This is a genomic window from Rhizobium sp. BK418, from assembly GCF_004341105.1.
Lineage (GTDB): Bacteria > Pseudomonadota > Alphaproteobacteria > Rhizobiales > Rhizobiaceae > Rhizobium.
Window position 1 is genome coordinate 440,605 of the sequence record NZ_SLZK01000001.1, and the last position, 22,750, is coordinate 463,354.

General features: G+C 60.1%; 20 protein-coding genes. 17 read left to right on the plus strand and 3 right to left on the minus strand.

Translation table 11 applies throughout. From position 1 onward, the window contains the following. Window positions 1–162 precede the first annotated feature (162 nt). Both EV281_RS31535 and exoR read left to right on the plus strand, forming a co-directional pair. Complete coding sequence (locus EV281_RS31535; protein ID WP_245508203.1) at window positions 163–627, plus strand: hypothetical protein; 465 nt, start codon at window positions 163–165, stop codon at window positions 625–627. A 19-nt stretch (window positions 628–646) separates the two neighbouring features. Beyond that, window positions 647–1,450, plus strand: a complete 804-nt coding sequence (gene exoR / locus EV281_RS02220) for an exopolysaccharide production regulator ExoR (protein WP_132651305.1) — start codon at window positions 647–649, stop codon at window positions 1,448–1,450. A gap of 74 nt (window positions 1,451–1,524) precedes the next feature. Here the strand turns inward: exoR and xth are convergent, their stop codons facing one another. Next, window positions 1,525–2,316, minus strand: a complete 792-nt coding sequence (gene xth / locus EV281_RS02225; RefSeq protein ID WP_132651306.1) for an exodeoxyribonuclease III — start codon at window positions 2,314–2,316, stop codon at window positions 1,525–1,527. A gap of 124 nt (window positions 2,317–2,440) precedes the next feature. After that, window positions 2,441–2,773, minus strand: a complete 333-nt coding sequence (erpA, locus tag EV281_RS02230; protein WP_132651307.1) for an iron-sulfur cluster insertion protein ErpA — start codon at window positions 2,771–2,773, stop codon at window positions 2,441–2,443. Between the two features lie 220 nt (window positions 2,774–2,993). Between erpA and EV281_RS02235 the strand changes: the two genes are divergently transcribed. The 13 genes from EV281_RS02235 to EV281_RS02295 all read left to right on the plus strand — a co-directional run bounded on the left by EV281_RS02235 (window position 2,994) and on the right by EV281_RS02295 (window position 18,624). After that, the gene (locus EV281_RS02235; RefSeq protein WP_132651308.1) at window positions 2,994–4,211 is read left to right on the plus strand and encodes a deoxyguanosinetriphosphate triphosphohydrolase; all 1,218 of its coding nucleotides are present in this window, start codon (window positions 2,994–2,996) and stop codon (window positions 4,209–4,211) included. A gap of 62 nt (window positions 4,212–4,273) precedes the next feature. Beyond that, window positions 4,274–6,031 (plus strand): arginine--tRNA ligase, encoded by a 1,758-nt coding sequence (argS, locus tag EV281_RS02240; RefSeq protein WP_132651309.1) that lies wholly within the window; start codon window positions 4,274–4,276, stop codon window positions 6,029–6,031. A gap of 61 nt (window positions 6,032–6,092) precedes the next feature. Next, complete coding sequence (locus EV281_RS02245; protein WP_132651310.1) at window positions 6,093–9,371, plus strand: SPOR domain-containing protein; 3,279 nt, start codon at window positions 6,093–6,095, stop codon at window positions 9,369–9,371. Between the two features lie 109 nt (window positions 9,372–9,480). Then, window positions 9,481–10,494 (plus strand): beta-N-acetylhexosaminidase, encoded by a 1,014-nt coding sequence (gene nagZ, locus EV281_RS02250; RefSeq protein ID WP_132651311.1) that lies wholly within the window; start codon window positions 9,481–9,483, stop codon window positions 10,492–10,494. 25 nt (window positions 10,495–10,519) lie between these two features. Beyond that, entirely contained in the window at window positions 10,520–11,380 is an 861-nt protein-coding gene (locus EV281_RS02255) for a ScpA family protein (protein WP_132651312.1), read from the plus strand. A gap of 20 nt (window positions 11,381–11,400) precedes the next feature. Beyond that, window positions 11,401–12,084 carry an SMC-Scp complex subunit ScpB gene (gene scpB / locus EV281_RS02260; protein ID WP_132651981.1) on the plus strand — a complete coding sequence of 228 codons (684 nt, stop codon included), beginning with the start codon at window positions 11,401–11,403 and terminating at the stop codon, window positions 12,082–12,084. Between the two features lie 183 nt (window positions 12,085–12,267). Next, the gene (locus EV281_RS02265; RefSeq protein ID WP_132651313.1) at window positions 12,268–12,459 is read left to right on the plus strand and encodes a twin-arginine translocase TatA/TatE family subunit; all 192 of its coding nucleotides are present in this window, start codon (window positions 12,268–12,270) and stop codon (window positions 12,457–12,459) included. Window positions 12,460–12,510: 51 nt separating this feature from the next. Beyond that, on the plus strand, window positions 12,511–13,137 hold the full coding sequence (gene tatB / locus EV281_RS02270; protein WP_132651314.1) for a Sec-independent protein translocase protein TatB: 627 nt from the start codon (window positions 12,511–12,513) through the stop codon (window positions 13,135–13,137). Then, window positions 13,134–13,961 carry a twin-arginine translocase subunit TatC gene (gene tatC, locus EV281_RS02275; RefSeq protein ID WP_132651315.1) on the plus strand — a complete coding sequence of 276 codons (828 nt, stop codon included), beginning with the start codon at window positions 13,134–13,136 and terminating at the stop codon, window positions 13,959–13,961. The genes tatB and tatC overlap by 4 nt, the downstream gene beginning before the upstream one ends. A 94-nt stretch (window positions 13,962–14,055) precedes the next feature. Then, the gene (serS, locus tag EV281_RS02280) at window positions 14,056–15,339 is read left to right on the plus strand and encodes a serine--tRNA ligase (protein ID WP_132651316.1); all 1,284 of its coding nucleotides are present in this window, start codon (window positions 14,056–14,058) and stop codon (window positions 15,337–15,339) included. Window positions 15,340–15,343: 4 nt separating this feature from the next. Further along, complete coding sequence (gene surE / locus EV281_RS02285; RefSeq protein WP_132651317.1) at window positions 15,344–16,117, plus strand: 5'/3'-nucleotidase SurE; 774 nt, start codon at window positions 15,344–15,346, stop codon at window positions 16,115–16,117. Further along, on the plus strand, window positions 16,114–16,767 hold the full coding sequence (locus EV281_RS02290; protein ID WP_132651318.1) for a protein-L-isoaspartate(D-aspartate) O-methyltransferase: 654 nt from the start codon (window positions 16,114–16,116) through the stop codon (window positions 16,765–16,767). The genes surE and EV281_RS02290 overlap by 4 nt, the downstream gene beginning before the upstream one ends. A 243-nt stretch (window positions 16,768–17,010) precedes the next feature. Beyond that, window positions 17,011–18,624 carry a peptidoglycan DD-metalloendopeptidase family protein gene (locus EV281_RS02295; protein ID WP_132651319.1) on the plus strand — a complete coding sequence of 538 codons (1,614 nt, stop codon included), beginning with the start codon at window positions 17,011–17,013 and terminating at the stop codon, window positions 18,622–18,624. A gap of 130 nt (window positions 18,625–18,754) precedes the next feature. On the opposite strand, the gene EV281_RS02300 is transcribed toward EV281_RS02295, so the two are convergent. Next, complete coding sequence (locus EV281_RS02300; RefSeq protein WP_132651320.1) at window positions 18,755–19,627, minus strand: ATP-binding protein; 873 nt, start codon at window positions 19,625–19,627, stop codon at window positions 18,755–18,757. A gap of 209 nt (window positions 19,628–19,836) precedes the next feature. On the opposite strand from EV281_RS02300, the gene yajC reads away from it, so the two are divergent. Then, on the plus strand, window positions 19,837–20,184 hold the full coding sequence (yajC, locus tag EV281_RS02305; protein ID WP_132651321.1) for a preprotein translocase subunit YajC: 348 nt from the start codon (window positions 19,837–19,839) through the stop codon (window positions 20,182–20,184). A gap of 43 nt (window positions 20,185–20,227) precedes the next feature. Beyond that, the gene (secDF, locus tag EV281_RS02310; protein ID WP_132651322.1) at window positions 20,228–22,747 is read left to right on the plus strand and encodes a protein translocase subunit SecDF; all 2,520 of its coding nucleotides are present in this window, start codon (window positions 20,228–20,230) and stop codon (window positions 22,745–22,747) included. The last annotated feature ends 3 nt before the right edge of the window (window positions 22,748–22,750 follow it).

Below are 22,750 nucleotides of genomic sequence, written 5' to 3' on the forward strand. Positions count from 1 at the left end.
CCATCTTCTCGATCTCGTTTTGTGACGATTCAGCAACACTTTCTTACGACGGTTCGCATATGGTGTCTCCCGGGCGAATTTGTCCATTTCCCGCCACAAAGAGGGCGCAGCGATATTAGCGGGCGAGGAGATGACAAGCGTAGAGTGTGCGTAAGCAGTAGCATGGTTCGAATTTTTTCCGGTAACGCCAGACATTGCGACAGCAGGGGTGAAAAGCCAGCGGCAGCGACCGTTTTGCTTTCCGCCGAAGGCCTTTCCGGCCAGGAATCCGTATCCTCGGTAGTGTTGCAGATTCACGACTTTCGGTCATTTTCGTTCCCTCGGCATGACGCATTGTCCACTGCGGATGGTAGCGATACCGGTTTGGTCACATTTGCTGTTTACGAAGACGATAAAGGCGAACGGGCGGAGACCCGGGTCGCAGAGGGAGTACCGCAGGCATTGCATGCGGACCGTGTCGGAAGCCGGATGGTTCGCAAAGATGTGCTGGTTTTGAATAAGGGGCATGGGGCTGGAAGCGAAGCGGGTAAAGGGGCCATGGAGCCCGCCGCGGGATCGCTCGCCTGGAAGGAATGCATCCACGCGGGCAGAACGGCAAAAAAAGCCGCCGCCAGGCGTCTGGGATGAACGAAAGAAACCGGTAGAGATGGTAACGTCCGAGTTCAGATTGTTCAAATTCATGCTGGTCAGCATGTCGATGGCCGTTTCCCTGGCTTTAGCCTGTCCGGTCCTGGCATTCGATATCAAGACAGGCGTTACGAAGGAATCAGGACCCTTCGATCTCTTCAAATTCGGTTTCAAGGCATACAAGAACGGTCAGAAGGAAGAAGCGGTCGAGGCTTACAAATACGCCGCTGAAAAGGGCCATACCGGTTCGCGCTGGGCGCTCGCCAACATGTATGCCGACGGTGACGGCGTGGCGCAGGATGATTTCGAAGCCTTCAAGATCTACAGCGAGATCGCACAGCAGGGCGTGGAGCCTGGTTCGGAAGACACCGGCTTCTTCATCAATGCGCTACTGTCGCTTGCCAATTATTACAAGCACGGCATTGCCGGCAGCCCGGTGAAGATCGATCTCAATCAGGCCCGCCAGCTCTATTTCCAGGTTGCTTCCACGTTCGGCGTGCCCGAGGCGCAGTTCCAGCTTGCGCAGATGATGCTCGCAGGCGAGGGCGGCAGCGCCAACATCAATCAGGCCAAGAAATGGCTCAACCAGGCCCGCAAGAGTGGCCACCCCGGTGCCATGGCGGTGTTCGGCAACATCCTTTTCGATGAAGGCCAGTCTGCTCGCGGTCTTGCGCTGATGACGGCGGCTCTCGACCGTTGCAAGCCGAAGGATTGCAGTTGGATGCAGTCGCTGCAGGAAGATGCCTTCTCGGTCGCCAGCGAAGCGGATCGCCGCACGGCCATATCCTTGTCGCACTCCATCGCGACCGGTTCGGACGACTGAGCTTGCGGGCAACTCCAGCAAAAGTGCACAGCGCTTTTGCGTCCGAAATCTCGTAAAATCGAAACTCTTTGATCTCAGGCAGCGAAATCGAAGTGAGCCACGACAGGCACGTGGTCGGATGGTTTTTCCCAGGCGCGCACATGCTTTTCGATTGCCGCTGACGTCATGCGGTCGGCGGCTTCCGGCGACAGCATCAGATGGTCGATGCGGATACCATTGTTCTTCTGCCAGGCGCCAGCCTGATAGTCCCAGAAGGAATAGAGTGCCGTTGCATCGGTTGTAGAACGCACCGCGTCCACGAGCCCGAGATTTTCCAGCCGGCGGAAGGATGCACGTGTTTGCGGCAGGAACAGCGCGTCGCTTGCCCAGACCTTCGGGTCGAAGCAATCATGCGGCTCGGGAATGACGTTGTAGTCGCCGGCGAGAATAAAAATTTCCTCGAATTCGAGGCGTTCAACCGCGAATTTGCGCAGACGCTCCATCCAGGCGAGTTTGTAGGGATATTTTTCCGTTTCCGGTGGGTTGCCGTTTGGCAGATAGAGGCAGCAGACGCGGGCCACCTTATTGTCGGGCAGCGAGAACACGGCTTCGAGGAATCGCGCCTGCTCATCGAGCGGATCGCCCGGCAGTCCACGATTGACTTCGGATGGCGAGCTTTTGGAAAGAATGGCGACCCCGTTGAAGCCCTTCTGCCCATGCGTTTCCACATGGTAGCCCAGCGCCTCGATTTCGAGTCGCGGGAAGCCGTCGTCAACCGTCTTGATTTCCTGCAGGCAGACGATGTCAGGATTGGAATCCCTCAGCCATTGCGTGAGGTTGTCGATCCGCGCCTTGACGCCGTTGATGTTCCAGGTCGCGATCTTCATGGTTTCCATCCTGCTCACTGTCTTGACCGCTCTTGTATCGCGGTCCAGCGCTTGCGGACAAGACAGGAAACCGGTCGGAAGAAAATCTTCGACCGGTTATTATGTGGAAAGAAGGGACGTCGGATCAGATCGCGAAGCTGGTGCCGCAGCCGCAGCTTGCCACTGCATTCGGGTTCTTGATCTGGAAGGACTGGCCGAGCAAGTTGTCGACGAAATCGATCTCGGAGCCGGCCATATAGACCAGCGAGAGACTGTCGATCAGCACCTTGGCACTGTTTTTCTCAATGACGAGATCGTCGTCTGCGGCAGCATCCGCAAGATCGAACTTATAGGAAAAGCCGGAACAGCCGCCGCCTTCGACGGAGACGCGCAAGGCGCTCTTCCCGGGATCGCTGCCGACAATGGCGGCAATCCGCTTTGCCGCGGCATCGGAAACAGTTACATTCGCTTCAGTCATTTTTCCTCCTGCCGGGGTCAAGATCCGGAGAGAATCCATTTTAGACGTTTGATGTTCAAACGCATGATATCAAAGAGACTTATCATGTTCCTTCGGTAAAGAACAGGATCTAGCGAAGTGGCCGAAAAAGCGCCTCTTTGCCGTTTCTATGAGCTATAGGTATGAAGAGCGGAAGGCGGCGTCAATGGGCAAGGCCGCGAAGCGTTAGTGACGGTGAAGAATGACCTTCGACAGGCAGGCATTGGGTTTCGGCTATGGGGAACGAGCGGTCTATTCGGCGGACCCCTGGAATTCGCGTGGACGCCTCTATCCCGAGAGCGGCAGCCCGACACGCTCCGACTTCCAGCGAGACCGCGACCGCATCGTCCATACAACGGCTTTTCGCCGGCTGAAGCACAAGACGCAGGTCTTCATCGCCCAGGACGGCGACCATTACCGTACCCGCCTGACACACACGATCGAGGTGGCACAGATCGCGCGTGCACTTGCCCGCGCCTTGAAGATCGACGAGGACCTCGCCGAAGGTGTGGCGCTTGTCCACGATTTCGGCCATACACCCTTCGGCCATACCGGCGAGGATGCGCTGCACGAAGAGTTGCTGCCCTATGGCGGCTTCGACCACAACGCTCAATCCTTGCGCATCGTCACCAAACTCGAGCGGCGTTATGCCGAATTCGACGGCATTAACCTGACCTGGGAAAGCCTCGAAGGTCTCGTCAAGCACAATGGTCCGCTGTTGACAGCCGATGGCGTCGGCACGCGCGGGCCGGTACCGCAGCCGATCCTAGACTATTGCGAGTTGCACGATCTGGAGCTTGCGAGCTATGCAAGCCTGGAGGCCCAAGTGGCAGCGATCGCCGACGACATCGCTTACAATACGCATGATATCGATGACGGCCTGCGCTCGGGTTATCTGAATTTCGAAATGCTGGAGGAAATTCCGTTCCTCTCCGGGCTGATGGCCGAAGTGAGAGAGCGCTATCCGCATCTGGAGCCCAGCCGCTTCACGCATGAAATCATGCGCCGCCAGATTACACGCATGGTCGAGGACGTCATCGGCGTGGCGCAAAAGCGCCTCGCAGCACTGAAACCGCAGAGCGCCGACGATATCCGCAAAGCGGATCACGTGATCGCGACGTTTTCGGACGAGATGGCCGAAACCGACAGGCAGATCAAGGCGATGCTCTTCAAGCGTATCTATCGAAATCCCGACATCATGCGTATCCGCGCCGGTGCAGCCCAGATCGTCAAGGATCTCTTCGGTGCCTACATGGCCAATCCGAAGGAAATGCAAAGCCATTACTGGGTAGATCATATCGCCGGTCTGTCGGACGCACCGAAAGCGCGGCATGTGGGCGATTATCTGGCCGGCATGACAGACACCTATGCCATTAGTGCCCACAGGCGATTGTTTGACCACACTCCGGATTTGCGATAGGCAGCGGGCGCCCGGCAGCCGCCGGCAACCCTATTGGCACAGCCTGTGCATGGAAGAGTGCGATGAACCTTTTTACCGATTTTGAAGCCAGGATTAAAAACGCCCTTGAACAGCTCGATCTGGTCAAGGAAAAGCGATCCGAGCTCGATTTCGGCCGCATTGCTGTCGAGCCGCCGCGTGATGCGAGCCATGGTGATGTCGCGACCAACGCCGCCATGGTGCTTGCCAAGCCACTCGGTACCAATCCGCGTGCACTGGCTGAAATCATCATCGCCAAGCTGCAGGAAGACGTTGACGTCGCCGAGGTTTCGGTCGCCGGTCCGGGCTTCATCAATATCAGGCTTTCCGTCGGCTACTGGCAACGCCTGCTGGGCTCGATGATCCAGTCCGGCACCAACTATGGCCGTTCGGGTCTGGGGCAGGGGCGGAAGGTGAATGTCGAATATGTTTCGGCCAATCCGACCGGCCCGATGCACGTCGGCCATTGCCGTGGCGCCGTCGTCGGCGACGCGCTGGCGAACCTTCTTGCCTTTGCCGGCTACGATGTCGTCAAGGAGTACTACATCAACGACGCCGGCTCACAGATTGACGTGCTCGCGCGCTCGGTCTTCCTGCGCTACCGCGAAGCCCTGGGCGAGAAGATCGGCGAGATCCCGTCCGGCCTCTATCCCGGCGACTATCTGGTCCCAGTCGGCGAATCGCTTGCCTCGGAATATGGGGTGCGCCTTCACAATATGTCGGAAGAGCAGTGGATGCCGATCGTCAAAGATCGGGCCATCGAGATGATGATGGCGATGATCCGCGAGGATCTCGACGCCCTCAATGTTCATCATGACGTCTTTTTCTCCGAGCGCACGTTGCATGCCAACGGCGCGGCCGCGATCCGCACCGCCATCAATGACCTGACCTTCAAGGGCTATGTCTACAAGGGCACGCTGCCGCCGCCGAAGGGCCAGTTGCCCGAGGACTGGGAAGACCGCGAACAGACGCTCTTCCGTTCGACCGAGGTCGGTGACGATATCGATCGCGCGCTCATCAAGTCGGATGGCTCTTACACCTATTTCGCCGCCGACGTCGCCTACTTCAAGAACAAGTTCGACCGCCGCTTCGATGAGATGATCTACGTGCTTGGCGCCGACCATGGCGGCTACGTCAAGCGCCTCGAGGCGGTCGCGCGCGCTGTTTCTGACGGTAAGGCGAAGCTGACGGTGCTGCTTTGCCAGCTCGTCAAGCTTTACCGTGATGGCGAGCCGGTGAAGATGTCGAAGCGTTCGGGCGATTTTGTCACATTGCGCGATGTCGTCGAAGAAGTCGGACGTGATTCGGTCCGCTTCATGATGCTCTATCGCAAGAATTCCGAGCCGCTTGACTTCGATTTCGCCAAAGTAACGGAGCAGTCCAAAGATAATCCGGTCTTTTACGTGCAGTACGCCCACGCCCGCTGCATGTCTGTCTTCCGGCAGGCGAGGGAGGCGTTCCCCGATCTCGTGTCGACACCGGAGATTCTGGCACAATCCGTTGCAGGCATTACGGATTCGGCCGAATTGCAGCTAATCGCCAAGGCTGCGGAATTCCCGCGTATTGTTGAAAGTGCAGCCCAGTCTCAGGAGCCGCATCGTATCGCTTTTTACCTGTATGATCTTGCCAGCGCCTTCCATGCACACTGGAACAAAGGTAAAGATCAGACAGAATTACGATTTGTTAACGATAAGAACCGAGAATCGAGTATTGCCAGACTTGGGCTGGTGTACGCCGTCGCGTCGGTTTTGAAGTCGGGACTTGCCATTACAGGCACTGCCGCACCGGACGAAATGCGATAACGTCACCATTTCCCCACAATGCGCTGGCACTTGGGTGTTTGCGTTTTTGAGTGGGATGGGCATGGCTGATAAACGACTTGCGTATGACACGCGTGGAAAAGACGAAATGTTTGCCGACGATGATCCGTTGGCAGAACTCGCTCGAATCGTTGGCTTTGAACCCCGCGTCGCGGCCAATACGGTAAGCGAACCCGAACGGCAGGAGCCGGCTCTTGATCTCGAGGACGAGCTTCTCCGCGAATTTGAGCGTTATGATACGCCGCGTCCCCTGGCAGCCCTCGATCACCCGGCAGATCCAGTTGCCCAGGAAGTTGATACCTACGACTATGTTGAGCCCGTCCAGGATGAGGTACCCTCGATCGGCGAGGAACTCGATCGGTCCGTCGCGACCGATTTCGAGACGCCCATCGTCGAGCCGGAGCTTCCGGAAGCAGCTGCTGCCGCCCCTGAGGTGGAGGCGCCCGAGCCGGTTGCGCCCGCTTGGGACGTGCCTGTCGCAACCGATTGGACGCCCGCCCCGTCCAAGCCTGCCGCTGTTCCAGTGGAGCCTCCGGTTACTTTCACAGCCTATGGCGGCGCCCGCGATCTGATCGAGGAGCTGGAGCTTTCCATCGGCGGTGCTCTTCCTCCCGAGCCGGTCGTTCAGCCGCCGGCGAAGGCCCCGCAGTGGTCGGCTGCCAGCATTCGATTGCCGCTTGCCAATTTCCACGCGCCGCGCCGCGAGGAGCCGGTCGTTGAGGCGCCGGTTGTTGAGCCGGCTCCGGTTGAAGCTTTCGTAGCCGAGCCGGCATTCACGGTCGAGCCCGAAGTGGTTGCGCCCGATGTCGCAGAAGAGCCTCTGCCGATCGCCGCCGCCGAAGCTGCGGATTTCGAGCCGGCTGCGGCATCCTTCGGCTTTCCGGCCGAGATCGATCGCCATGAGATGGTCCCCCTCCCGGAGCAGCCCGTCGCATCGTTCGAAGAGGTTGCAGCCTTCGAAGAGCCGGCCGAGCCGGCTAACTCCGGTTTCGATCTGATCGCGGCTGCAGCCGAAGGTGATGTTCATCCGGATGCCGCGCTCACCGAAGCACCGCCGGAGCCTGCCTTCGATGCCGACGCCTTCGATCTTGATGATCTGTTGGCAGATGTTTCTCGTTATCCGGTACCGCAGCGCGCTTCGTCACCCGTCGGGTCTGAGCCTGTCGCCACTGTACCTGAGCCTGTCGTCGCGCCGCCGGCACAGCAGTCCGCGCCGGTTCCTGCTGCTCCCGTCTTCGAATCGCCAGTGTTCGAGGCCCCCGTATTTGAAGCGCCTGTCTTTGAGGCGCCCGCTGCTCGCGCTCCGGTGCAGCCGACAGTCATTGCGCCTGTGCCGATGAGCCGCGCGACGCCGGTTCTTCGCCAGCCCGAAGCGCCGAAGCCGGTGGTTCGGGCTCCGATGGAACCGATCTCGCCGCCCATCGCACCTGCGCCTGTCGTCGCCCGCCAGCCGGAACAGGAAACTGAAGATTCCTTCGCCGGTCATGATTTCGAGCTGGATCTTGCCGGTATCGAACTGGAGCTCGCCGATCTCGACTTCTCCGAGCCGCCGGCTCCGCAGCCGGAGGCCGCGGCCGAACCCGTTCGAGTTGCGCCTGTGGTCGCAGCCCAGCCTGCGCCGCGTCCTCAGCCGGCGCCGGTTTTCGTTCCGGAGCCGCAGCCTGCTCCAGTCAGCTATGCCAAGCCGGCACCGGCAGGTGAGTCCACCGACGATCTGCCCTTCGATCCGTCGATGATCTCCGATCCGGAAGATCGTCCCGAAACGGTCGAGGACATGCATGTTCCGACGCTGCCGCCAGTGGAGCACCCGGAACCGGTCGCTAAGACCGCCGACTTCGATTTCGATCTCGATGCGGAGATTGCGAGCTTCTTCGAGCCCGCCAAACGGCAGGAGAAGACGCCACCCACTCCGGCTTGGGCGCCCCCGGCCACTCCGGCTGCTGCCGCTGTCGCCAAGCCGGCAAACTCTGTCTTTGCCGACGGCCTTGATGATTTCGAACGTGCCCTGGAAGAAGACTTTCGCCGCAGCGTGCGTGAGCCGGTCGAGCGCCGTGAAAATGTTTCCGAAGTCCATATCGAGTCCGCAAGCCAGACGGCGGATTTCAACCGTGCGCGCTCTATGCGCCGTCTCTTGGCCGCAGCCGCCTTGCTGGTCGTTTTTGCCGGCGGCGCCTACGGTGTCTATAGTTGGGTCTCCAACGGTCCCGGCTTGAGCATCGTCAGCTCCGGCGAGCCGCGCGTCATCGCCGCCGACAAGGATCCGGTGAAGGTCGTTCCCGAGAATCCGGGCGGCAAGACCGTGCCGAACCAGGATAAGGCCGTCTACGACCGGGTCGCAGGTGCTGCCGAAGAGCCGAAGCAGAAGGCACTCGTCTCCTCCGATGAGGCGCCGGTTGATGTCGTCCAGCGTACGCTGACGCCCGAAGTCTCGCCCGATGACGATGAAGGCAGTGCTGACCCGATCATGCCGACTGCCGTCGGCGAAACGCAGGATCCGCGCCTGCTGCCCGATCACAGTGCGACTGCAGATGCCTCCGCTTCCGGTGACGATGCGGCGCCGTCCGTTTCGCCCCGCAAGGTCCGTACGATGATCGTCAAGCCGGACGGCACGCTGGTCGCCCGCGAAGAGCCGGCGCCCGCCGAAAAATCCGCCCCGGCTAATGAAGTGGCATCGGCGGCCAATCCCGCCCAGCCAGCTACGACGCCATCTGCCGCGAGCTTCCCGGCAAGCACCGGCAATCAGACCGCTTCCGCAGCGCTTCCGCCTGTCGGGACGCCGCCTGTAGGCCAGCCGGCTCAGACGGCGGCAAAGGTAGCCGAAGTGAACGCCGCCAATGCGAACCAGGTCGATCCCCCGGTTCGCCCGGTGAAAACGACGCCGGTCACCGACGCAGCCTCGGCTGCGACGACCGATACCGCGCCCGTTCCGACGGCCCGCCCGGTTGATCAGCCGGTCAATGTCGTCGGCACAGTGACCGAGAATGGCAACGTTCGCCCGACGGCTCAGCAGAAGCCGACACAGGTTGCTTCCGCAACGCCGCCAGCCGCCGCTGCACAGCCGGCTCCCGCCGTAGCAGCCGGCGGGTATGGCATCCAGATCGCATCGCTGCCGTCAGAGGATGAGGCGAAGAAATCCTATGCCAGCCTGTCGAAGAAGTTCGCCGGCGTACTCAGTGGCCGCGCGTACGAAATCCGTAAGGCGGATATCGCCGGCAAGGGCACCTTCTATCGCGTCCGCATCCCGGCCGGCTCGAAGGACGAAGCTGCAGCTCTTTGCGAGCAATATCGCTCCGCCGGTGGTAGCTGCCTGATCTCCAAATAAGCACTTTGGCTTTCTTCATCAGGACGGCGGGGTTGTCTCGCCGTTCTTTTTTTGTGGGGCCGCGCTTGACCTCGCTCGCATTTCGCCGAATGGCCCTTATGATTCGGGTATGACCGAATCAAAAGCAATGATCCTTGGCTGCAGCGGCCTCAAGCTGACCGAAGAAGAAAAGGCCTTTTACCGGGCCGAGCGGCCGTGGGGCTTCATCCTCTTCGGACGAAACATTTCCGAAGCACGACAGATCAGCGATCTCGTTGCCGAATTGCGCGACTGCGTCGGCTGGCACGCTCCCGTGCTGATCGATCAGGAGGGGGGGCGCGTCCAACGCATCCGTCCGCCGATCCTGCAGCACTATCCGCCTGGGCAGGCGCTTGGCGATCTCTATCGCCGCGACCGGGCTCTTGGCTTGCGCGCCGCATGGCTGATGTCGCGCCTGCATGCCTTCGATCTCCAGAGGTTCGGCATCAATATCGATTGTCTGCCGGTGCTCGATGTGCCGGTTGAGGGCAGCAGCAATGTCATCGGTAACAGGGCCTACGGCGGCGATCCGGCGACCGTTACGGAGATGGGCAGGTCGGCCGCCGAAGGGCTGAAAGCCGGCGGCCTGCTGCCGGTCATGAAGCACATGCCGGGCCACGGACGCGGCTTTGCGGATTCGCATCTTGAACTGCCCGTCGTCACGGTCTCTCGTGAAGAACTGGAAGCCCATGACTTCCCGCCCTTCATCGCGATGAAAGATGAGTTGATGGCAATGACCTGCCATGTCGTCTTCACGGCGATCGACCCGGACAACCCGGCAACAACCTCTCGCAAGGTGATTGATCAGGTAATCCGCGGCGAAATCGGCTTCAAGGGATTGTTGCTCTCTGACGATACTTCGATGAATGCGCTTTCGGGCACGATCGGCGAACGTGCGGCGAATATCATTGCGGGCGGGTGCGATATCGTGCTGCACTGCAATGGTGATATGGACGAGATGCGTCAGGTCGTGGCAAATGTGCCGCAGCTGGCAGGTCTTGCCCGCGAGCGTGCGCAGGCGGTCGAGGAAGGGTTCCCCACACCGGATGCAACCGACGAGGCGACGATAAGGGCAGAATTCGACGCCATGTTTGCGTCAGCTTGAGCAGAGGCCGGAGAGGCAGGGTAAGGTGAACACGATCAAGGGCACGGAGCGGTCTCAGGCGGCGTCAACGCCGATGGACAAACTGTGGCAGGAGAACGGTTCAGAGCGCGCCAGCCATGAGCCGGCGCTGGTGATCGACGTCGCTGGGTTCGAAGGTCCGCTCGACCTGCTGCTTTATCTGGCCCGCAACCAGAAGGTCGATCTATCGCGCATTTCGGTTCTGGCCCTTGCCGAACAATATCTGCAGTTCATCGAAAGCGCGAGGCGTATCCGCATCGAGCTTGCCGCCGACTATCTCGTCATGGCAGCTTGGCTTGCCTACCTGAAATCGCGGCTGCTGATCCCGCAGCAGGTCAAGGATGACGGCCCCTCGGGCGAGGAAATGGCCGCAACGCTTGCCTTCCGTCTGAAGCGGCTGGAGGCGATGCGTCAGGTGGCCGACGGTCTCGTCAATCGCAACCGGCTCGGCCGCGATATCTTCGCCCGTGGCGCACCCGAGCATATTCCGGACCGCCAGCAATCCGCCTATGACGCCAATCTCTACGATCTGTTGAGCGCCTATGCGGCCTTGCGTCAGCGCCATGCGATCACCCAGGTAACGATCGAGCGGCGCAATGTCTGGTCGCTCACCGATGCTCGCGAACTGCTGACCCAGATGATAGGCGATATCGTCGACTGGACGGCGCTTGAACAATATCTGCTGCGCTATCTCGCAAGTCCCGCCGAGCGCGTCACCGCCGTCGCCAGCGCCTTCGCCGCCTCACTGGAACTCGTGCGCGAAGGCAAGCTCGAAATACGTCAGGACGGCGCCTTCGAGCCGATCTATATGCGCCGAGGGGCGAAACATGCCACCCTGCGGGTGGTTGAACAGGAGCAGTCGGATTGATCGACGCGGAAGATGATGAGATGGAAGGCGAGGGCTCTGCCCGCGATCTGCAGGCAGAAATAGAGGCTGAACGCATAGCCGAGGCGCTGGTTTTCGCTTCCGCCCAGCCGGTATCCGAAGGTTTCATCACCGAGCGCTTGCCAAAAGGATTCAACGCGCATGAGATCATGCTGCGCCTGAAGGAGCAGTATGCTCCCCGTGGCGTCAATCTCGTACAGGTTGACAATGCATGGGCTTTCCGTACCGCCGCCGATCTCTCCTTCGTCATTCGTCGTGACGAGAACGAGGTGAAGAAGCTCTCGCGTGCTGCGCTGGAAGTGCTTGCCATAATCGCCTATCACCAGCCGGTGACGCGCGCCGAGATCGAGGATATCAGAGGCGTTCAGACCTCCCGCGGTACGCTTGATGTGCTGATGGAGGCGGGCTGGGTGCGTTTTCGTGGCCGCCGCCGCACGCCCGGCCGTCCGGTCACGCTTGGCACCACGCGAGATTTTCTCGACCATTTCGGCCTGGAGGAATTGCGCGACTTGCCGGGCCTGGAAGAGCTGAAAGGCGCCGGCCTGCTGTCCGGCCGCATCCCCGCCAATTTCAACATTCCTTCGCCGCTCATGAACGATGAACTGACTGAGGACGAGGATCCGATCACACAGATGGATCTCGAGGAACTCGGGCTGCTTGCGCCCGGCGGCGCCTCAGAGGAATAGCGAAGGTTGGTCTTGCTTTTGCCACGCCCGCGCAAAACAATGTCGATCACGACTTTTCGATAGACGAATGGCTTGTCACAAAGGCCGATACCGTGACATTAAGCTCAATCCAGAAGGATTGATGTTGGAAACCGGATCGGAAATTCTTACATCGAGGGAACACCGCAACAGGGAGTATGCGTAATGGGTTCTTTTAGCATGTGGCACTGGTTGATCGTTCTGGTCATCGTGCTGTTGTTGTTTGGTCGCGGCAAGATTCCGGAATTGATGGGCGACGTTGCCAAGGGCATCAAGAGCTTCAAGAAGGGCATGAACGACGAAGACGCGCCGGAAACCGCAAAGACCGTCGATCACAAGGCCGACGAAACGAAATAACCACGTACGGGAAAGGGCGCAGCCCCCGCGCCGCCCGTTCAGGAGCCTTGCATGTTCGATATTGGCTGGACCGAACTCTTGGTTATCGCGGTCGTACTGATCGTGGTCGTCGGTCCGAAGGATCTGCCGCCGATGCTGCGCGCTTTTGGCAAGATGACGGCCCGTGCCCGCAAGGTCGCGGGTGAATTTCGTGCCCAGTTCGACGAAGCGCTGCGCGAAGCCGAGCTTGACGATGTGCGCCGCACGATTAGCGACGCCCAGAAACTCAATCCGGTCAATAGCCTGCGCGAGGCGATGAACCCGCTGCGCCAGATGGGCAACGAGATCAAGGCCGACCTGCAGAACGCGACGAGGGTCGACACGCCGGCAGAGCAGGGTGCTGAGAACAAGACGGAAATGCCACTCTCAGACGTCTCTGCGCCGGCGCCGTCCCTGAGCCTGCCCGAAACGCCGCCGGTCGTCCCAGCACCGCAGCCGGTCGCTGCTGCGGCCGCGGCACCGGTCGCCGTGGTTGAAAAGCCGAAGGCGGTACGCAAGCCGCGCGTGAAGGCGGCAGACAAGGCCGATGCGGCTGCGTCGGCCGCAGCACCCGTCGAGAAGCCGAAGCGTGTCGCGGCAACCAAGAAGCCGACGGAAGTCAAAAAGCCGGCCGCCAAAAAGAAGAAGGATGAGGCATGAGCGGTGATATCGAAGACAAGCCGCAGCCGTTGATCGAACACCTGATGGAGCTGCGCACGCGGCTCATCTGGTCGATTGCTGCATTCTTCATCGCCTTCATCGTGTGCTTCATTTTCGCCAAGCACATCTTCAACTACCTCGTCTATCCCTACAAGCTAGCCGTCAGCTGGGCTCATCTCGATGTCGAGAAGGCGCAGCTTATCTATACCGCGCCGCAGGAGTTCTTCTTCACGCAGGTCAAGGTCGCCATGTTCGGCGGCCTCGTGATCGCTTTCCCGATCATCGCCGCGCAGATCTACAAATTTGTGGCTCCCGGCCTCTACAAGAACGAACGTCAGGCCTTCCTGCCGTTCCTGATCGCTTCGCCGATCCTGTTCCTCATGGGTGGCGCGCTGGTTTATTTCTTCTTCACACCGATGGTCATGTGGTTCTTCCTGTCGATGCAGCAGGCGCCGGGCCACGATGAAGTGGCGATCTCGCTTCTGCCGAAGGTTTCGGAATACCTGAGCCTCATCATGACGCTGGTCTTCTCCTTCGGCCTCGTCTTCCAGTTGCCGGTCATCACCACGCTTCTGGCTCGTGTCGGCCTTCTGACGTCGCAGTGGCTCGCCGAAAAGCGCAAATTCGCGATCGTGCTCGCTTTCGTGGTGGCGGCTGTCCTGACGCCGCCCGACCCGATGTCCCAGATCGGTCTTGCGCTGCCGACGATCCTTCTCTACGAGATTTCCATCTACGCGGCACGACTCGTGGAGCGTCAGCGTTCACAGCAGGCGCTTGAAGAGGCCAGCGAATCCTCTGATGTCGCCAAGACGGACAGCGTCTGAGCGGTTCGCGATCCTTTCTTGAGTTCTGCCGTTTCCCATCCGGTCGGGGTTTTCTCCGACCGGTTCATGTCTGTTGAAACGATCTGGAACGACGATGCTCGATATCAAATGGATCCGTGAGAATCCCGAGGCTCTCGATGCCGCTCTTGCCAAGCGCGGCGCGCAACCTCTGTCGCAATCTCTCATCGCCCTTGACGAGAAGCGCCGCTCCGCCGTGCAGAAGGCCCAGGACCTGCTTTCCCGCCGCAACGCCGCCTCCAAGGAGATCGGTGCTGCCATGGCGCAGAAGAATACCGAGCTTGCCGACAAGCTGAAGGCCGAGGTCGCCGAGATCAAGGAAACGCTGCCGGCTGCCGAAGAGGAAGAGCGTGCGCTTTCGGCCGAACTCAATGACCAGCTCTCGCGCATTCCGAATATCCCGCTTGACGACGTGCCTGTTGGCAAGGATGAGCACGACAATGTCGTCACCCGCATCGTCGGCGAAAAGCCGCGCTGGAACCATACGCCGAAGGAGCATTTCGAGATCGGCGAAGCCCTTGGCTATATGGATTTCGAACGTGCCGCCAAGCTTTCCGGTTCGCGCTTCACGGTCCTGACCAGCCAATTAGCCAAGCTTGAACGTGCGCTCGGTCAGTTCATGATCGATTTGCACACGACCGAACACGGCTATACCGAAGTATCCTCGCCGCTGATGGTCCGTGACGAAGCCGTCTATGGCACGGCTCAGCTGCCGAAATTCGCAGAAGACCTATTCCGCACCACCGATGGCCGCTGGCTGATCCCGACGGCGGAAGTGACGCTCACCAACCTGGTGCGCGAGGAAATCCTCGACCAGGAAAAACTGCCATTGCGGTTTACCGCGCTCACTCCCTCCTTCCGTTCGGAGGCGGGTTCGGCCGGCCGCGATACCCGCGGTATGCTGCGCCAGCACCAATTCTGGAAGTGCGAACTCGTTTCGATCACCGATGCCGAGAGCTCGATTGCCGAGCACGAGCGCATGACTGCCTGCGCTGAAGAAGTGCTGAAGCGCCTCGGCCTGCATTTCCGCACCATGACGCTCTGCACCGGCGATATGGGCTTCGGCTCGCGTAAGACCTACGACCTCGAAGTCTGGCTGCCCGGACAGAACACCTTCCGGGAGATCTCGTCTTGCTCTGTCTGCGGCGATTTCCAGGCACGGCGCATGAATGCCCGCTATCGTGGCAAGGACGACAAGGCGACGAAGTTCGTTCATACGCTGAACGGCTCCGGCACGGCGGTCGGCCGCTGCCTGATCGCAGTTCTCGAAAATTATCTGAACGAGGATGGCTCGGTCACGATTCCGGACGTTTTGCTGCCCTACATGGGCGGCCTGACGAAGATCGAACGGGCGGCCTGAAGCAATGCGCATCCTGCTGACGAATGACGATGGTATCCATGCCGAAGGCTTGGGTGTGCTGGAACGGATCGCAGGGGCGCTGTCGGACGATGTATGGATCGTCGCTCCCGAAACCGACCAGAGCGGCCTTGCTCATTCGCTCAGCCTTTCGGAGCCGCTCAGGCTCCGAAAGATTTCGGACAAGCATTATGCGTTGCGCGGCACACCGACCGATTGCGTCATCATGGGCATCAAGCAGGTGCTCGATATCAAGCCGGATCTCGTATTGTCGGGGGTCAATTCCGGCTCCAATGTCGCCGACGATGTGACCTATTCCGGCACGATTGCCGGTGCCATCGAGGGCACGATGCAGGGCGTGCGCTCCTTTGCGCTGAGCCAGGCCTACATCTATGATAACGGCACCCGCATCCTGCCCTGGGATGTGTGCGAGGCGCATGCCCCGGCGCTGCTCGAAAAGCTGCTGACGGTCGATCAGCCGGAGGGCACCTTCCTGAACCTCAACTTCCCGAACTGTCGTCCTGACGAAGTCGAGGGCGTTGAAGTGACCGCGCAGGGCAAGCTTGCCTTCAACCTGCAGGTTGATGCACGCACCGATGGCCGCGGATTTCCCTATTACTGGCTGAAATTCGGTGAACGCGCCGGTGCCTTTACCGAAGGAAGCGATATTCACGCTCTCAAGCATAAGAAGATTTCGGTAACACCTTTGAAACTGGATCTGACCGATTATTCCGTGATGGACCGCGTGGCGCGGGCCCTCGGACACGGAGGAAAGGGTTGACGGCAAAACTGGCCGAGAAGGAAGGCTTCGCAGCGCTCGTCTTGAGATTGCGCGCGGAAGGTATTTCCGACATTGATTTGCTGACGGCTGTCGAGCAGACGCCGCGCTCGCTCTTCGTGCCGCCGCAATTCGTCGAAAACGCCTATTCCAGCCGCACGATTCCCATCGAGTGCGGTTCCTTTCTCGAAGGTGTCGATTTCGCTGTCCGTCTTCTGCACCATCTGAAGGTTCGCCCCGGCCAGCGCGTCCTCGAAATCGGCACTGGGAGCGGCTTCACCGCGGCTATCATCGGTCGTATTGCGGAACGCGTGCTGACGGTCGATCGCTACAAGACACTGACGCTCTCGGCTCAGCGTCGCATGGAAGCCCTCAGCCTGCGTAGCGTCATCATCCGTCAGGCCGACGGCAGCAACGGTATGCAAGGCGAGGGCACTTTCGACCGCATCCTGGTCACGGCTGCCTTCAATTCCATGCCGCGCTTTTATGCCGATCAGCTTGTATCCGGCGGCTCCATGATTGCGCCGCTGATGATCTCCGAGAATGAATGCCGCATGGTGCGACTGACGAAGACCGGCAGCCGCTTTGAGCGGGAAGAGCTCTTCGATGCTCCCTATCTGCCGATCGTTCCCCGCCTCGCGTCGCAGCTTTAAGCACGCCGCCCAAAGGTGCAGCGATTTTGCGGTCAAACAAAGAAAGCGCAAGCGAATCCGAAGGATCGCGACATGCCTTAGACCTGCCGTCCGCAAAGCCCGGCAGGTTATAAGTTTTCGCCCGCAAACTTATGGTTATCAAGTTCTCAAAAATATAGCACTGATTCCAGCGCCTTAACCGCATGGTAACACTAACGCGCTTTAATAGATTCACAAATGGTTGCGTTCTAAGTGGGTCGAGTCATGCGTTTCAGTCTTTCGCCGAAGTTCGGGAAGTCGGCCGGTAATTTTCTGGTCGTCGCCTTGCTGGCGAGTGCAGCAACGGGCTGCAGCTCCGATGTCACACGTTTCGGCAGTCTGTTTTCCTCCTCCGGGCAGGATCAGATCACGACGAATTCGATCCCGCACAGGAGCTTCAACGGGCCGCAGGGCGATCCTGTGCCGCGCGCCGATCTTGGCGGCTCGGCCATGCAGCCCGCCTATGCTCAGAATAATGCGATAAATCAGCCTTATCAGGGGCGCCCGAGCTACAATCCGATCGCTACCCCAGGCTCCAGTGCACGCATGGCATCCGCGCCGATTTCCGTTCAGCGCACCGAACTTGCGCCGCCGAGCGCTGGACCTGTTTCTCCGCGGCAGCGGGAACGGGAGGTCGCTCTCGCCCAGCCCTTCCCCGCCGCGCCGAAGCCCGACCGTATTGCTCCGGCAGGCGCGAATGCGCCGAGAATTACTCCCGATACATTGACAACAGGCACGACGCCGAAGGTTTCCGGCTGGTCGGCAACCAATGCACCCTCGGTCACGCTGCGTCCGGGTGAAAACATCGCTGTCCTCTCCCGCCGTTATGGCGTCCCGGAAAAAGAAATCCTGCGCGTCAACAATCTGAAGACGGCTTCCGCCGCCCAGCCCGGCCAGGCGATCCTCATTCCGACCTTCAATGGCGGTAACAATCCCGCCAAGGCCTCGTCCCAGTCCGCCGATCTTTCCAAGCCCGGCAACTTGCCGCAGCCGACGAAGGGCCAGGAGCAGAAGGTTGCTGTTATTCCCGGCGCCAACTCTGCCCGCGACAAGACTGTCGCAAGTGCTGACCCGACAGGGAAAGCTCCTCCGGCAGGCGGCAAGAACCCGAATGGCGCTGTCGGCACCTATACCGTCAAGCAGGGTGACTCGCTTGCCAAGATCGCCAAGGCGACGGGCGCCAACATCGACGATATCAAGACGGCCAACAATCTGTCGGCAAGCTCGATCCGCATCGGCCAGGAACTGAAGATCCCGAACGGCCAGGGGTCTGCAGACACGATCAAGACCGCCTCTATCCCGGCACAGAAGGTCGAGCAGGCGAAGCCTGACCAACCGGCTGCCGCTCCGGTCCAGACGGCTTCCGTACAGCCGGCGCCCTATAAGGCTCCCGCCGCCACACAGACGGTCGATGACGTCGAGAAGAAGTCCGATGTCAGCGCAGCCGCTCCGGAAGCCACCGGTATCGGCAAGTATCGCTGGCCGGTTCGCGGCCAGGTGATCGCCGCCTACGGTGCCAACGTCAACGGCAGCCGCAACGACGGTATCGACATCTCGGTTCCGCAGGGCACGCCGATCAAGGCCGCCGAAAACGGCGTCGTCATCTATGCCGGCAACGGCCTGAAGGAACTCGGCAATACGGTTCTCGTCCGCCACGACGACGGCACCGTCACCGTCTACGGCAATGCCGACACGCTGAGCGTCGCCCGCGGCCAGAAGATCCAACGCGGCCAGACCGTCGCCGTGTCGGGCATGAGCGGCAACGTCAAGCAGCCACAGGTCCACTTCGAGGTCCGCAAGGATGCGTCTCCGGTCAACCCCATGACATTCCTCGAGTAGGGATTTTTCTTGAATAGCTGACATTTCCTGAGCAGGTAGAGCGTCTCAGGAAAGTGCAAAAGCCCGGTCATCAGCCGGGCTTTTGTCGTTTCGACGCAAATCGCGCACGGTTTGCCGCTCAGAGGGATGTTCAGGCGCGATCGAGATGAATGCGCAGACGACCGGCCAGATCCTGGATATATTGCCAGGCGACACGGCCGGAGCGGGCGCCTCGGGTCGTCGCCCATTCCAGCGCCTCGGCATGCATCTTTTCGCGCTCGAGGTCGAGCTTGAAATGCTCGGCATAACCGTCGACCATCGTCAGATAATCCTCTTGGCTGCACTTGTGGAAGCCGAGCCATAGCCCGAAGCGATCGGAGAGCGAGACCTTTTCCTCGACGGCTTCGGACGGATTGATCGCCGTCGACTGCTCGTTCTCCATCATGTGACGCGGCAGCAGGTGGCGCCGGTTGGAGGTGGCATAGAACAGCACATTGTCCGGACGGCCTTCGACACCGCCGTCGAGCGCCGCCTTGAGTGATTTATAGGCAGTATCATCGTGGTCGAAGGAGAGGTCGTCACAGAAGACGATGACCCGGTGGGGCGTGTCCTTGAGCAGGTCGAGAAGCGTCGGCAGGCTGGCAATATCCTCGCGATGCACTTCGACGAGCTTCAGCGACACGCCGCTCTCACGGCGTACGTCTTCGTGCACGGCCTTGACGAGAGAGGACTTGCCCATGCCGCGCGCGCCCCAGAGCAGGACGTTGTTGGCCGCGTAGCCCTCGGCAAAACGCACCGTATTTTCATGCAGAATGTCGCGCACATGATCGACGCCGCGAATGAGCTTCAGCGCCACGCGATTGGGGCGCTTGACGGGCTGCAGATGCTGGCGGGCAGGGGACCAGACGAAGCAGTCAGCGGCGTTCCAATCGTTGGCCGCAGGTGCGGGTCCGGCCAGCCGTTCGACTGCATCCGCAAGCCTCCTCAGCTCCTCAAACAGAAGACTATTGATTTCCTCGGCCATCGGGTGCCTCCTTCATAAATTGCAGCGATAATCCGCTTTCGTTTTTTTGATGCCGGGTAGCATGGCCTTTCCACAGCGGAAAGGTTATGAGGCAGCGGAATTGGTACGGTTTCCGGCTGTTTTTGTTGCATTCATCAGGGCTGCAACTATATTCCGGCGACTTGAAAAGAGAGGCGGGGTTCCGCCGCCCACAGCCTGAGGAGCTTAGCATGTTTATCACCCCGGCATTTGCCCAGAGCGCAACTGACGCCACGAGCGCTTTCGGCGGCTCAGGCTTTGAAATGATCATCCTTTTCGTGCCGCTCATGGTGGTCTGGTATTTCCTGCTCATCCGCCCGCAGCGTGCGCAGGCCAAGAGGCGTGAGGAAACCTTGAAGGCGATCCGCCGCGGCGACCAGATCGTCACCGGCGGTGGCCTCGTCGGCAAGGTCACGAAGGTCGTCGACGAAAAGGAAGTGGAAGTCGAAATCGCTGAAGGCGTGCGCGTGCGCATCGTTCGTACCGGCATTTCCGAAGTCCGCGTGAAGGGCGAGCCTGTGAAGGCTGACGCTGCGTAATATGCGATAGCAATCCCCGCCGGATCGGAAGATAGTCGAGAGAATGCACCATTTTTCGCGCTTGAAAACACTTCTGATCTGGCTGATCGCGATTGCCGCTATCGTCGTTGCTGCGCCGAATCTTCTGAGCCCGGCGCAGCCTTCCTCTTTGCCGGCCTGGCTCCGGCACGACCGCGTTACTCTCGGTCTCGATCTGCAGGGCGGTTCTCGTGTCGTACTGCGCCTCGAACGCTCGGACATTATCAGGAACCGACTGGAGGCAACGGTTGCCAGCGTTCGCGACAAGCTCCGTGGCGCCGACATCCGCTATACGGGTCTCACCGGAACCGCGCAGACAGTAACGGTCAAGGTCACCGATACGGCCCAGCTTCAGACTGCAGCCGATCTCCTGAAACCGCTGGCATCGGCAAATATCTTGCTGCAGCAGAGCAATGACGGCCAGTTGACGCTGCAGATCTCTGATAAGGCGATCGATGCCGATACCGCCGCAGCGCAGACCCGCTCGCTCGATATTGTCGGCCGCCGCATTGCCGGTTTCGGCAAGGAGAATTTCACCGTTCTTCCTGATGGGAACGATCGTGTTGCGGTGCAGGTGTTGGGCTCGGTCGATGCCGAACGGCTGAAAAACCTGCTGAATGAACCGGCTTCACTTTCCTTCCATCTGATCGATGAAAGCATGAGCGGCCAGCAGGCGCTTGCCGGTCGCTGGCCTGCGACATCGCAGGTGCTCTATTCGCTGGACGATCCGCCGGTCCCCTATCTCGTCGATCGCACGGTGATAGCGACAGGCGCCGATTTTGTCGAAGTCGATACGAAGACCGACCCGCAGACCCAGGACAGCGCAATCGTCTATCGTCTGAATGCCGAGGCGACGAAGCGTCTGGCGCAGGCAACGTCCGCCAATGTCGGAAAACACCTCGCCATCGTCTTCGATGATCAGGTCATGGCAAATCCGGTCATCGAGGCGCCGATTACAGACGGAGGCGGTGAGATATCGGCCAATTTCTCCGAGGAGGGCGTTCAGGACCTGGCCGTGATGCTTCGCGCCGGCGCGCTGCCGGCAACATTGACCTCAGTGGAAGAGCGTACCGTCAGCCCGGTCTTCGGCTCGGAATCTGTTGTCTCCGGCCTGATTGCCGGCATTGTCGCTGTCGTGCTGGTCGCGGCGCTGATGATTGCGCTCTACCGCATGCTCGGCATCATTGCTGTCGTGTCGCTCGCCTTCAATCTGGTGTTGATCGTCGCGGTGCTGAGTGTTGCCGGTGCAATACTGACTCTTCCGGGCATTGCCGGCCTTGTGCTGATTGTCGGCATGGCGGTGGATTCCAACGTTCTGATCTACGAACGCATCCGCGAAGAGGAGAGGGCGCCGCATACGACCTTTGCCCAGGCCGTTGAAAGAGGCTTCTCGCGCGCGTTCCATACCATCGTCGATGCCAATGTCACGATCTTCATTGCCGCCGTCATTTTGTTTTTCGTCGGCAGCGAATCTATCCGTGGTTTCGCCGTGACCCTGGCCGTCGGCATTCTCACGACGATCCTGACAGCCTTCACGCTGACGCGCGGCTTTGTGGCCGCATGGCTGGCGCAGCGCCATCCGCGCCACCTGCCGAAGAGCGCGCTCACCAGCCTGTTCGAACACGCCCATATTCGTTTCATGGGCATTCGCCGCTATGTCTTCACAGCATCGGCTGTGCTTTGCATCGCCGCTATGCTCGCCTTTGCGACGGTCGGACTGCAACTCGGTATCGACTTCACCGGCGGTTCGCTGATTGAGGTCAAGGCGAAGCAGGGCAACGCTGACATTGCTGATCTGAGTGCCCGCCTAAACGAGTTGAACCTTGGCGAAGTGCGCGTCGAGCGCACGGGCGATGCGACCAGTGCTCTGATCCGTGTCGGCTCGCAGGAAGGCGGAGAAAATGCCGAGCAATCGGTCGCGACCTTCATCCGTGGCGAGCTCGCCGAGGATTACGATTTCCGCCGCGTCGAAGTCGTCGGGCCGGCTGTTTCCGGCGAGCTGACGATGCTGGCAACGATTGGTATCCTCGCCTCGCTGTTTGCTATCCTGATCTATATCTGGATCCGCTTCGAATGGCAGTTTGCGATCGGCGCGATTGTCGCCACGCTGCACGATGTCATCATCATGCTCGGTCTCTTCGTGATAACAGGCATGGAATTCAATCTGACGAGTGTCGCAGCCCTTCTGACCGTCGTCGGCTACTCGCTGAATGATACCGTCGTCGTCTATGATCGCATGCGCGAAAACCTGAAGCGCTATAGGAAGATGCCGTTGCCGATCCTGATCGATGCGGCGATTAACCAGACGCTCTCACGCACCATTCTGACGGCCGCCACGACGCTGCTTGCGCTGCTTGCGCTCTATATCTTCGGCGGCGCTGTCATCCGCTCGTTCACATTCACCATGCTCTTCGGCGTTGCGCTCGGAACATTCTCCTCCATCTATATAGCAGCGCCCGTCCTCATCATCTTCCGGCTTCGTCGGAACATGAACGATGAGGATGAGGGCGATGTCAGCATGAAATCCGGCAAGCCGGCGGTATAGGCA

What these genes read in the sequence shown, in the direction of transcription:
- EV281_RS31535 (WP_245508203.1), top strand. Translation starts at nt 163, where the DNA reads ATGGTTCGAATTTTTTCCGGTAACGCCAGACATTGCGACAGCAGGGGT.
- exoR (WP_132651305.1), top strand. Translation starts at nt 647, where the DNA reads ATGGTAACGTCCGAGTTCAGATTGTTCAAATTCATGCTGGTCAGCATG.
- xth (WP_132651306.1), bottom strand. Translation starts at nt 2,316, where the DNA reads ATGAAGATCGCGACCTGGAACATCAACGGCGTCAAGGCGCGGATCGAC.
- erpA (WP_132651307.1), bottom strand. Translation starts at nt 2,773, where the DNA reads ATGACTGAAGCGAATGTAACTGTTTCCGATGCCGCGGCAAAGCGGATT.
- EV281_RS02235 (WP_132651308.1), top strand. Translation starts at nt 2,994, where the DNA reads ATGACCTTCGACAGGCAGGCATTGGGTTTCGGCTATGGGGAACGAGCG.
- argS (WP_132651309.1), top strand. Translation starts at nt 4,274, where the DNA reads ATGAACCTTTTTACCGATTTTGAAGCCAGGATTAAAAACGCCCTTGAA.
- EV281_RS02245 (WP_132651310.1), top strand. Translation starts at nt 6,093, where the DNA reads ATGGCTGATAAACGACTTGCGTATGACACGCGTGGAAAAGACGAAATG.
- nagZ (WP_132651311.1), top strand. Translation starts at nt 9,481, where the DNA reads ATGACCGAATCAAAAGCAATGATCCTTGGCTGCAGCGGCCTCAAGCTG.
- scpB (WP_132651981.1), top strand. Translation starts at nt 11,401, where the DNA reads ATGGAAGGCGAGGGCTCTGCCCGCGATCTGCAGGCAGAAATAGAGGCT.
- EV281_RS02265 (WP_132651313.1), top strand. Translation starts at nt 12,268, where the DNA reads ATGGGTTCTTTTAGCATGTGGCACTGGTTGATCGTTCTGGTCATCGTG.
- tatB (WP_132651314.1), top strand. Translation starts at nt 12,511, where the DNA reads ATGTTCGATATTGGCTGGACCGAACTCTTGGTTATCGCGGTCGTACTG.
- tatC (WP_132651315.1), top strand. Translation starts at nt 13,134, where the DNA reads ATGAGCGGTGATATCGAAGACAAGCCGCAGCCGTTGATCGAACACCTG.
- serS (WP_132651316.1), top strand. Translation starts at nt 14,056, where the DNA reads ATGCTCGATATCAAATGGATCCGTGAGAATCCCGAGGCTCTCGATGCC.
- surE (WP_132651317.1), top strand. Translation starts at nt 15,344, where the DNA reads ATGCGCATCCTGCTGACGAATGACGATGGTATCCATGCCGAAGGCTTG.
- EV281_RS02295 (WP_132651319.1), top strand. Translation starts at nt 17,011, where the DNA reads ATGCGTTTCAGTCTTTCGCCGAAGTTCGGGAAGTCGGCCGGTAATTTT.
- EV281_RS02300 (WP_132651320.1), bottom strand. Translation starts at nt 19,627, where the DNA reads ATGGCCGAGGAAATCAATAGTCTTCTGTTTGAGGAGCTGAGGAGGCTT.
- yajC (WP_132651321.1), top strand. Translation starts at nt 19,837, where the DNA reads ATGTTTATCACCCCGGCATTTGCCCAGAGCGCAACTGACGCCACGAGC.
- secDF (WP_132651322.1), top strand. Translation starts at nt 20,228, where the DNA reads ATGCACCATTTTTCGCGCTTGAAAACACTTCTGATCTGGCTGATCGCG.